The organism is Ignavibacterium sp. (genome assembly GCA_032027145.1).
Taxonomy (GTDB): Bacteria; Bacteroidota; Ignavibacteria; order Ignavibacteriales; family Ignavibacteriaceae; genus IGN3.
The window spans coordinates 1,198,616-1,210,635 of sequence record JAVSMP010000001.1 but is presented as its reverse complement, the minus strand read 5'-3'; the positions used below and the strand labels follow the sequence as shown (position 1 = coordinate 1,210,635).

8 protein-coding genes are annotated in these 12,020 nt (G+C 34.9%); 4 read left to right on the top strand and 4 right to left on the bottom strand.

Features of this window, described 5'->3' with window-relative positions; genetic code table 11:
* The first annotated feature begins 401 nt into the window (after window positions 1–401).
* On the top strand, window positions 402–1,595 hold the full coding sequence (locus tag ROY99_04920) for a Xaa-Pro peptidase family protein (protein ID MDT3695713.1): 1,194 nt from the start codon (window positions 402–404) through the stop codon (window positions 1,593–1,595).
* A gap of 251 nt (window positions 1,596–1,846) precedes the next feature.
* On the top strand, window positions 1,847–6,340 hold the full coding sequence (locus ROY99_04915) for a PAS domain S-box protein (GenBank protein ID MDT3695712.1): 4,494 nt from the start codon (window positions 1,847–1,849) through the stop codon (window positions 6,338–6,340).
* Here the strand turns inward: ROY99_04915 and aat are convergent.
* Complete coding sequence (gene aat, locus ROY99_04910; protein ID MDT3695711.1) at window positions 6,337–6,939, bottom strand: leucyl/phenylalanyl-tRNA--protein transferase; 603 nt, start codon at window positions 6,937–6,939, stop codon at window positions 6,337–6,339. The two genes, ROY99_04915 and aat, sit on opposite strands and share 4 nt — an antisense overlap.
* Window positions 6,940–7,053: 114 nt before the next feature.
* On the opposite strand from aat, the gene arcC reads away from it, so the two are divergent.
* On the top strand, window positions 7,054–8,001 hold the full coding sequence (arcC, locus tag ROY99_04905; GenBank protein ID MDT3695710.1) for a carbamate kinase: 948 nt from the start codon (window positions 7,054–7,056) through the stop codon (window positions 7,999–8,001).
* Between the two features lie 73 nt (window positions 8,002–8,074).
* Window positions 8,075–9,007: an ornithine carbamoyltransferase gene (gene argF, locus ROY99_04900; GenBank protein MDT3695709.1), complete on the top strand. Its 933-nt coding sequence runs from the start codon at window positions 8,075–8,077 to the stop codon at window positions 9,005–9,007.
* A 58-nt stretch (window positions 9,008–9,065) separates the two neighbouring features.
* Here argF and ROY99_04895 read toward each other — a convergent pair whose 3' ends face one another.
* From ROY99_04895 to ROY99_04885, 3 genes are all read right to left on the bottom strand, one after another.
* On the bottom strand, window positions 9,066–9,548 hold the full coding sequence (locus ROY99_04895; protein MDT3695708.1) for a DUF2721 domain-containing protein: 483 nt from the start codon (window positions 9,546–9,548) through the stop codon (window positions 9,066–9,068).
* Window positions 9,549–9,556: 8 nt separating this feature from the next.
* Window positions 9,557–10,360: a M48 family metallopeptidase gene (locus ROY99_04890; GenBank protein ID MDT3695707.1), complete on the bottom strand. Its 804-nt coding sequence runs from the start codon at window positions 10,358–10,360 to the stop codon at window positions 9,557–9,559.
* Between the two features lie 137 nt (window positions 10,361–10,497).
* Entirely contained in the window at window positions 10,498–11,865 is a 1,368-nt protein-coding gene (locus ROY99_04885; protein MDT3695706.1) for a TrpB-like pyridoxal phosphate-dependent enzyme, read from the bottom strand.
* Window positions 11,866–12,020: the final 155 nt, after the last annotated feature.

Below are 12,020 nucleotides of genomic sequence, written 5' to 3'. Positions count from 1 at the left end.
ACTTGATGTTGATTTTGATGTGGAAGAAAAATCGTATAATAGTTTGGGTTGATTGTTGTACAATTGGAAGACTTTTTTATCCCAACCAAATGCAACTATTCTGTTTAATGTTGTTATCCAAGGATCATCGTGTATATTAGATTCATTGTTATACAGCTCGATAAAATTACCTTTTGAATATTGGAAGACTCTGTAATTTACACAAAAATGTAAATGCTCTTTTTAAATAAATAGCTTTAATTTTATTTGTTTGAGTTTGCATCAGTAACAATCTATTTTTCAGTTAATGATTTTAAACTAAAAAAATTATTGCTTAGTCTGTTCTTCAATTTATAACATTTATTACTATCAATGAATAAATTGTTGATTAAATTTTTTATCATTTTTTAAGTGAGGTTAAAATGTCCGTTGAAATAATTAAGGAAAAAGTTTCTCAAGCCGTTGATATTTTAAAAGAAAAAAATATTGATATGTGGGTTACATTTGTGCGTGAAACAAAAGTTAGTAAAGATCCGATTATGGATATGATTGTCGGTGACCACTCTACCTGGCAATCTGCATTTATAATTAACAAAGACGGTGATACAACCGCAATTGTTGGAGATATGGAACTTGAGAACTTTGTTAAATCTGGTGTTTACAAAAATATTATCGGATATCTTAAATCATTTAAAGATCCATTTATAGAATATGTAAAGAAAAAAAATCCGCAGACTATTGCAATAAATTATTCTGTTAACTCAGTTCTTGCTGATGGACTTACTCACGGAATGTACACTTTACTAACGGAGTATCTTAAAGGCACCGGATATGAAAATAAGATAGTAAGCTCAGAAGAAATAATATCAGCCTTGCGCGGCAGAAAATCTGATAAAGAATTAACTATAATGCAGGAAGCTGTTGATGAAACATTGAAGATATTTGATGCTGTTACTAATTACATAAAACCCGGACTTAGTGAAAAGGATATAGCTGATTATGTATTAAAGATAACAAAAGGAAAGGGATTTGGTTTAGCCTGGGATGAAGAAACCTGCCCCGCAGTGTTTACCGGACCAAATCCGTCAAATCCGCATTCAGGACCAACAGACAGGAAAATTGAAAAAGGTCATTTGATCAATATGGACTTTGGAATTAAGTATAAAGGTTATTGTTCCGATCTTCAGAGAACGTGGTATGTTCTGAAGGATGACGAAACAAAAGCTCCTGCTGCGGTGCAAAAAGGATTTGATATTATTCGTGATGCAATACAAAAAGTTGCAGATGCAATAAAACCAGGCGTTATCGGAGTTGAAATGGATGACATTGCAAGAAACTATATTACAGAAAATGGTTATCCGGAATATCCGCACGGACTTGGTCATCAGGTTGGAAAAGAAGTGCACGATGGCGGCGCGGGATTATTTCCCCGCTGGGAAAAGTACGGCAACACTCCATTTTTAAAACTCGAAGAGCACCAGGTTTTTACAATTGAACCAAGATTGCCTGTTGAAGGTTATGGGGTTTCTACACTTGAAGAAGAAGTTTATCTTACAAAAGATGGATGCAAGTTTATTTCCACACCACAGAAAGAATTGATACTAATTAAAGCATAATTGTTTCAATCAGCCTGGTAATTGTTGCCGGGCTGATACTTCTTGATCGTAAAAAAATATTCACATTCTCAAATCATCGGTTATTTTTACAAATAATTTGCACTTCTAATCTAATATTTTTAGAGAAAAACACGATTATTAAAAGAAAATCCAAGCCTTTAAGCGATGAAAGATATTATTCTCTGGAATGAATCTTGCAAATTTTACGATGCTAAAACAAAGGGATTTTAAAGAAAGTATAAGAAATTGATTTGAAAAACGACAAAACCTTTTCGAGTGAAAACTCAAACAGAAAATTGGAAAACATAAATCTTCAGGATCATCTGATAATTGCAGATGAACTTCCCGTTTTACTATGTCGTTTCAGAAAAGACGGCACAATCTTTTTTGTTAATTATGCCTATTCAAAATTCTTTCATTCCACAAAGGAAAACATTTATGGCTCTAAGTTTTTTATAGATACTCCGGAACTTGAAAAATCTGTTTCAATTGAATCGCCAACCAACGATTTAAAAAAACAATATTCGCTAAGACTTGAAAATGGTTCGGTCTTCTGGATTGAATGGACAATAAATAAGATCAATGAAAAATCAACAAATGATTTTGAATATCAGGCAATTGGTTTAGATATTTCTGAACATAAACTTTTAGAAGAACAATTAACTAAAATATCAACTGCTGTTGAGCAGAGTAAATCAACTGTTATTATTACAGATATCAATGGAATTATTGAATACATTAATCCGCGATTTACAGAGGTAACAGGCTACACTGCCGAAGAAGTAATCGGGAAAAGCACTCAAATACTTAAGTCGGGTAAAATTGATGAGAATATTTATCAGCAATTATGGGAAACAATTTCCAGCGGCAGAGAGTGGCAGGGAGAATTACTGAATAAAAAAAAGAATGGGGATCTGTTCTGGGAATTAGTTTCAATTTCACCTGTTAAAAATTCCGAAGATCAGATAACACACTATCTTGCTGTAAAAGAAGAAATCAGCGGATTCAAAAACTCTGAAACTCTTGAAAAAGCACTCTATCAAATATCAAGAGCGGTTATTGATAATGAAAATCTTGATGATCTTTATAAATCAATACATAGATCACTTGGCGATATTTTACCTGTCGAAAACCTGTTCATTGCAATCTATGATAAAGAAAGCAATCTGTTAAGCTTTCCTTATATGGTTGATGAATTTGATGAGCCTTATGAAACTGCTCCGCCCGGAAAAGGCTTAACCGAATATGTATTAAGAAATGGAAACCCGCTACACGTTGATCAAAAAATATTTAAAGAACTTGTTGATGCCGGTGAAGTTGATCTTTATGGTACTGACTCGCTTGATTGGATTGGCGTACCGCTAAAGATTGGTGATAATACAATAGGAGTAATTGTTGTCCAGTCATACAACGAAGCGATAAGACTTGGTACCCGAGATCTAAATGTTTTGATCTATGTATCCGACCAAATTGCGCTTGCTATTGAAAGAACCAGAACCCATAATCTATTAAAAAGCAGCGAAGAGCGATATCATTTACTTTTTGATAAAGCTGCTGATATTATAATTATTCTGGACCCGCATGGCAAAGTGCTGGAGCTGAATCATTTATTTGAAGTAGAAACTGGTTATACCAGATCAGAATTAATCGGACAAAACATATTTTCTTCACAAGTGCTGACTACTAAATCGGCTGTTTCATCTGCATTTTATATTACAAAGATAATTCAGGGGAAAGATGTACCGATATTTGAAACTGATCTTATAAAAAAAGATGGAAGTATATTCACTTATGAATTAAGAGCAGCTCCTATCCGGGAAAAAGATTCACTGATAGGAATCCAGGCAATTTTAAGAAACATTACTGAAAGAAAAAGAACCGAAGCAAAGCTTCTTCAAAGTGAAAAGTACTTATCTAATCTGATGTCAAACTTGCCGGGAATGGCATATATACGCAAGTACAATTCTGATTGGATTATGGAGTTTGTCAGCCAGGGGTCTATTGAGCTTACCGGATTTTTACCTGATGAACTGATTCAAAATAAAGTTGCTACCTATGCTGAACTTATTCATCCTGAAGATAAAGAAAATGTTTTTATTTCAGTCAGAGAAGCAGTTAGAAATAAAGAACCGTATCAGATTGTCTACAGAATCAGAACAAAAAATGCCGGAGAAAAATGGGTTTGGGAAAAAGGTGCCGCCCAGTTTTCACGCAAAGGCAAGATAGAAGCTCTGGAAGGATTTATCACCGACATTACCAGCAGAATACAAACTGAATCTGCATTAAAGGAAAGTGAAGAACTTTATAGAAAATTAATTGCTACTCTTCCTGATATAATTGCAATAACCAACCTTAAAGGTGAGATAGTATTTCTTAATGAAATAGGAATAAAGATTTCAGGCTATTCAAGTTTTGAAGAGATAAGACAAAAAAGTTTTTTGATGTTTGTTGCTCAAAAGGATAAAGAGCGGGCATTCTTAAGCTTTAAAAAGATTTTCATTCAAAATACCGGTCCGGAAGAATATACTTTTGAAAATATTAACGGCAAACAGGCTCTGTTTGAGATACAAAAAGAAGTTTTGAAATCAATCGACGGATCTCCTTATGGATTGATTTTTTCCTGCCGTAATATAACAAGCAGAAAAGAAGCTGAAACCGAGCTTGCTCAGTCCGAAGAAAAATACCGGACACTAATAGACAGCATTCAGGATGGCGTGTTTCTGATAGTTGATGGAAGGGTTTCTTTTGTAAATCGTGCTTTTCAAAAAATGGTTGGATACATCAATGATGAGATTGTAGGAGAGCCATTTACTAAGTTTGTTGCACCTGAAGATCTTGAACTTGTAAAAAGAAATTATAAGTTAAGACAAGAAGGTAAAATTACACCTGCATCTTATGAGTGGCGGATGCTGCATAAAAACGGCAGCAGAGTATTTGTTAATATGAGCGCCAGAGTAATTAACTATCAGAATAAGAAAGCTACAATTGGTACTCTTAAAGATATTACCTTACAAAAAGAACTTGAGCACACACTTCTTAATCAGAAAAATCTCTTTAAAGGTATTGCGGAAGCTGCAAACATACTTTTAACTGAAAGAGATTTTGATATTGCTATCAAGAATACACTGAAATCTTTAGGTGAATCATCAGATATTGACAGAGTTTATATTTTCGAAAATGATTTTGATGAAGAAAAATCCAAGTATTTAATGAGTCAAAAATTTGAATGGACAAATGGTAACTTCAGTTCAGAATTAAATAATCCTGATCTGCAAAACCTAAGTTATTTCCCAATGTTTGAAGAGTGGTATCCGACTTTAAAAACCGGCGGTACAATAAACAGTCTTATAAAAGACCTTAAACCGGAATTGCGTGATTTATTGTCAATTCAAAAAATCAAATCTATTTTGATTGTTCCGATCATGGTTAAAAAAGAGTTTTGGGGTTTTATCGGCTTTGACTATTGTAAATCAGAAAGAGTCTGGAGTGAAAGTGAAATCTCCACACTTCAGACGACCGCAGCAAATTTAGGTGCTGTTATAGAGCGTGAGATTACTAAAAAAGAACTGATTGAGGCTAAAGAAACTGCTGAAGAAATGAGCAAGTTAAAATCCAACTTTCTTGCTAATATGAGCCACGAATTAAGAACACCGCTTATTGCAATTCTTGGTTATACCGAAATTCTTAAAACAGAGATTGACCACCAGGAGTGGAATGAAATGATCTCTACAATTATGAGCAGCGGTAAAAGACTTCTTGAAACACTAAATCTTATTCTTGATCTTTCAAAAGTAGAGGCTGATAAAGTTCAGGTTAATTATAATGAGTTGAATATTGCAGAAGAGACCAGTGATATTATAAACTTATTCATTCCAGCTGCTCAGAAGAAAAATCTTTATATTAAATCGAAAATCGAGTCCGATATAGTGCTGGCAAGATTGGATAAGAGACTGTTTCATTCAATTATTTCTAATCTAATTAATAACGCTGTTAAATACACTGATAAGGGCGGGATTACAATTGAACTTAATGTTATCAATAGTAATGGAAGCACCTATGCTATGATAAACATTATTGATACAGGAATCGGAATAGCAAAAGAAGATCAGGAAACAATTTTTGAAGAGTTCAGACAGGTTAGTGAAGGTTATAACAGATATTTTGAAGGTGCTGGTCTTGGTTTAACTATAGCGAAAAAGTTTACTGAGAAAATGCGAGGCAGCATTACTTTGCAAAGCGAACAAGGGAAAGGCTCAACATTTACAGTTGTGTTTCCGGTTGAAGAATCATCTTCAAATAACAAGACAAATAACCATCTGCCAGATGAAAACGATCTTCCACAAAAAATCGGCAGGAACAAGAAAGTGCTGGTAATTGATGATGATTTTTCTTCAAGAAAAATTGTTGAACTGTTTTTAAGAGGAGAGGTTGAAATAGAGTCAGCTTCAACTGATAAAGAAGGCATGGAGTTGATGAACAAAAATGAATACTCATTAGTTCTGTTGGATATCAGTCTTGGTAAAGGTGCAAGCGGTATTGATGTGCTCAGAATAATCAGAGAAAACCCTAAGTTTAAACAAATACCAATTATTGCAGTTACAGCACATGCAATGGTTGGTGACAGAGAGAAGTTCATTAATTCAGGATTTAATGATTATCTGTCAAAGCCATTTGCTAAAAAAGATCTTATTAATAAAGTAAGAAACTATATCAGTAATTCAGAAGTAAATCAGATTTCCAATTAAAACATGCAGGGACGCTGATATGCTTCCAATAATCTAGCACGATAATCTTCGAGAGATATCTCAACAGCGCCAAACATCTTTAAGTGTTCAGTCATATATTGAACATCAAGCAGAACAAAATCATTCTCCCTTAAATGATAAATAAGTTTTAGAAGCGCAGCTTTTGAAGCCTGAGATACTTTTGAAAACATTGACTCACCTAAAAAAGCTCCGCGAAACGTAATACCATACAAACCTCCGACCAATTCATTGTTTTGCCAGGTTTCAACTGAATGCAGATGACCGCGTTTTATCAATCTTATATAAGCCTCAATTAGTTTTTCTGAAATCCAGGTATGTTCACGGTCTGCACATCCTCTTATAACCGAAAGTGGATCCGAATCAAATTTTATTTCAAATTTTTGTTTTTCAATTTCTTTCTTTGCAGAGCGGGGAACATTAAAACTATCTAAAGGAATTATGCACCTTATTTCAGGCAAATACCATTCGATAGCACCTGTTTTTTCATCTGCCATTGGAAATGCACCGGTAGCATATAACCTAATCATATTATTAGGTTTAAGAAATTCATCAGAAAATTTGTTAACAGGACCGCTCATTTTTATCACTTAAATGCAAAAAAACAAATTATTTTTTATTTGAAATTTACCTTGTTTAAGTTAACACATCAATTTTAAAATACTTTGTAAATAAAGCTATCTAAAAAGTTCTTTATGAAAAAAACTGCTGTTGTTGCTCTTGGAGGAAACGCACTTCTCAGGGGAGATGAAATTGGCACTATCCAGCAACAGGAAAAAAACACTTATAACACTTGCATAAATCTAATTAATCTTATCAGGGAAGATTATAATATTGTAATTACTCACGGTAACGGACCGCAGGTCGGTAATATCATGCTTCGCAATGAAGCAGGTTATAACAGTTATAAAATACCCAAAATGCCACTTGATATTTGTGTAGCCGATTCACAAGGCGGAATTGGCTATATGATTGAAAGACAGATGATTAATATCTTACGTGAACACAAAATCAAAAAAAATGTTATTACGGTAGTAACACAGGTTTTGGTTGACCAAGATGATCCTGCTTTTTCAAATCCAACAAAGCCGGTAGGTGCATTTTATCTGAAAGAAGAAGCTGAACTTTTAGCAAGGGCAAACAATTTTGTTTTTAAGGAAGACCCAAGGAAACGCGGATGGAGAAGAGTTGTTCCTTCACCTAAACCAATTGATGTACTGAACAGAAAAGTTATTAAAAGCCTTGTTGATAAAGGTAATATTGTTATTGCTTCCGGAGGAGGCGGTGTTCCTGTTTATCTTGGAAAAGATAAAAAACTTTACGGTGTCGAGGCTGTAATTGATAAAGACTATGCATCAGCACTGCTTGCAGAAGAAATTGGTGCAGAAGCTTTTTATATCCTTACAGATGTTTCGAAAGTTTATTTAAAATTTCATAAACCAGATCAGCAGGCTCTTGATATCGTTACCGCTGATGAAGCACAGAGATATTATGATAATGGGGAATTTCCTGATGGAAGTATGGGACCGAAAATCCTTGCCGCAATTCATTTTGTTAAGAATGGCGGAAAAGAGACAGTCATTACCGACTCTACTATGCTTGGAAACCATAATTGCGGAACGCGGGTTGTAAACAGCAAATAGTTAGTTCTGAGTTTTTAATATCTGAATTTTAATTTATCAGTGAATTTAAATCAAAAAATAAAATGGAGTACTTATGGCAATTAATATGAAGGGCAAAGATCTAATCTCTATTGCTGATCTAACCCTTGAAGAAATTTATGAAATTTTTGATGTGAGCAAATCATTAAAAGAAAAACTGTATTCCGGAGAGCCGCATCGCTTGCTGGAAGGAAAAACTCTTGGAATGATTTTTACAAAGCGCTCAACAAGAACAAGGGTTTCTTTCGAAGTAGGTATTTATCAACTCGGCGGGATCGGGATGTACTTTGGACCAAATGATCTTCAGCTTGGAACAAGTGAAAGCGTTGCAGATACCGCCCGCGTTTTGTCAAGATATTTAAGCGGAATTATGATCCGTACTTTTGCACATGAAGATGTTATAGAATTGGCAAAGTATGCAAGCATTCCAGTTATTAATGGCTTAACAGATCTTCTTCATCCATGTCAGGTTCTAACTGATTTATTTACTATTTTAGAAAAGAAACGCAAACTGCAGGGATTAAAACTCGCCTATATTGGTGATGGTAACAATATGGCTCACAGTCTGTTAAATGGCTGTTCAAAGGTAGGAATGAATATAGCAATTGCTTCTCCTTCCGGTTACAAACCAAATAAAGAAATTGTTGATAATGCTAAAAAGTCTGCCAAATATATGGGCAGTAAAATCGAAATTCTAGAAGATCCTGTTGCAGCAGTTAAAAATGCTGATATTGTTTATACAGATGTTTGGGCAAGTATGGGCCAGGAATCTGAAGCTGCTGAACGCAGAAAGAAATTTATGAAATATCAGGTAAATCCAAAGTTGATTAAACACGCTAAAGAAGATTATTTATTTATGCACTGTTTACCGGCGCATCGTGGCGATGAAGTAGTAAACGAGGTTGCTGATTCACCAAATTCTGTAATTTTTGACGAAGCAGAAAACAGATTGCACGTGCAGAAGGCGATAATGATTTTAATTATGTAAGCTTCCAAAGGTTTTAACTATTAACCCAATTCTTTTTTAAGAATTGGGTTAATAAAACTTACTCATCAATCTTAACTTCAAAATTTACTATCTCGTAACCTTTATAAGTTTCATAAGCTGCAAAAATAACTCCAAATAATACCGAGAGCATCCCAAGCAGAAATTCAACAGTTATAAGTGAATTTAATTTTGTAATATCAAACAAAAAACCAACACCAATAGAAAGCGATGTAAGAACAAACAGTGCAACGGCTATTGTATAACATAAAAAGGCATTTCTGACAATACTAACTCTGTAAACTAATTTAGAAATCTGAACTGATATGCTTTCCAAGCGGAGATTTTCATAAGGTTTAAAATCCGAATTATCAGATCTGTGAATAGTCTTTCTTCTTTCTTCATTAAGTAATCTTATTCTGTTTACAACAAGTGAGTACTTGTTGTTCATACCAAGCAGTAAAAGTCCGCACGCAGAAATCATTATTCCCGGTGCAAGCATTAGCTGAATTATCTCAACTATTGAATTAATATTGGGTATCATCTGATAAACTAATTTGGATTATAATATTTTAAAGCTTCGGGTAAAAGTTTTTTAATATCAGCAATTCTTGTTTCGTTTGAAGGGTGTGTACTCAGCCATTCTGGTGGCGTACCATGACTGTTAGCAGCCATTCTTGTCCAGAAATCAACAGCTGCGTTTGGATTGTATCCTGCCATTGCCATAAATATCAGCCCCAGATGGTCAGCTTCACTTTCGTGTGTTCTGCTGAAAGGAAGCATTATACCGACTGTACTTCCGATTCCATAAGCCGCCATAAAAATATTTTGAGTTGTTTCAGGCTGATCCTTTAATGCAATTGCTAACGCTACACCGCCAAGCTGCTGCAACAATCCCTGACTCATTCTTTCATTCCCGTGCTGAGCAACAGCATGAGCAATTTCGTGTCCCATCACAACCGCTAAACCAGTTTCATCTTTTGCAACCGGCAGAATACCTGTATAAACAACTACTTTTCCACCGGGCATACACCAGGCATTTATTTCATTGCTTTCAACAAGATTAAATTCCCACTGATAACCATCAAGTTCATTAGACAAATTATGCTGGGCAAAATAAGTTTCAACAGATTTTTGAATTTTTGCCCCGATCCTTTTAACCATATCAACATCGCTTTTATTCGAACTGAGTTTATTCTGTTTTAAAAATTCATCATACTGCTGAAAACTCATTGCATTCATTTCATTTGATGAAATAAGATTTAACTGAGATCTCCCGGTAATTGGAACAGTACTGCAATAGTAAACAGTAAGTGCAAGCAAGATTATTGGTGCAAATATTTTAAGTATTTTCATTTTGCCCTCATAAATGTTATCGTTTTTGTATGACGAAATATATAAAATATTAAGGAAGGAAAGCGTGACTAAATAAAGTATAAATATTTAATAGAAAGATGACATCTTTTTAAAAGATGTCATCTATAAAATAATAACTAAACAGAAACCGGTGTATCTAATTCTCGTAATGCAGAATAAAGTTCTTCTTCTGTTAATTCGTGATCAACTAATTCCCCATTAAAGTAAGCCTGATAAGCCCCCATATCAAAGTAACCGTGTCCGCAAAGATTAAATAAAATAGTTTTTTGTTTTCCTTCAACCTTAGCTTTTTGTGCTTCGCGGATAACTTGAGCAATTCCGTGTGTAGCTTCTGGTGCAGGAATGATTCCTTCGGTCTGAGCAAACTTAACTCCTGCTTCAAAACATTCTAATTGCGGAATAGCAGATGCTTCAATCAGTTTATCTTTTAATAGCTGACTTATAATTGCACCAGCTCCGTGATATCTTAATCCGCCAGCGTGAATTGGTTCCGGAACGAATGTATGACCGAGTGTGTACATTGGAATAAGCGGAGTTAATCCAACTGTATCGCCAAAGTCATATCTGAATTCTCCCTTTGTAAGTTTAGGACAGGATGCAGGTTCAACAGCAATACAGCGAACATTTTTTCCTTCCTGAAAATTATATCGCAAGAATGGAAAAGCGATTCCTGCGAAGTTTGACCCGCCGCCAAACGGTGCAACAACAATATCCGGAAAATCTCCTGTCATCTCTAATTGCTTTATTGCCTCCTGCCCAATTATAGTTTGATGAAGCAGAACATGATTCAGCACACTACCCAAAGCATAATTTATCCCTTCAGTGGATGCAGCTCTCTCGACTGCTTCAGAAATTGCAATACCTAAGCTGCCGGGAGAATTTGGATCTTGTTCTAAAATTGATCTGCCTGAATTTGTATTCCTGCTTGGTGAGGCAATTACAGTAGCGCCCCACGTATTCATCATAACTTTTCTGTAAGGTTTCTGATCATAACTTATCTTTACCATATATATTTCGCAGCTTAATCCAAACTTGTGGCAAGCAAAACTTAATGCACTGCCCCATTGCCCTGCACCAGTTTCGGTTGTCAACCCTTTGATACCTTCCTGCTTGTTATAATATGCCTGAGCAATCGCAGTATTTGGTTTGTGTGATCCTGCAGGACTTACACCTTCATACTTATAATAAATTTTGGCTGGTGTGTCTAATGCTTTTTCTAATTCAAAAGCACGGTAAAGCGGAGTTGGGCGATAAAGTTTATAAATTTTTCTTATCTCATCCGGAATTTCAATATATCTTTCCTGTGATACTTCCTGTTTAATTAATTCCATTGGAAATAATGCAGCAAGATCCTGCGGACCAATTGGCTGCTTTGTTCCGGGATGTAGCGGCGGAAGCATTGGATTAGGCATATCAGCCTGAATGTTGTAATAGTTTTGCGGTATTTCGGATTCATCTAACAGAATCTTTTTTGATGCACTCATAGAGCACTCCTTATATAATAAATTATTGAATAGATAATTAGTGTTAACTAAGTGTTAAAAAATGTAACGGATTTTTAGAGTATGTAAAAGATTAGCGGCGCCAAGGCCAGGTATGATTAGCAGTAAATGAAAAGTTGTTATATGTAAGTTCTTTG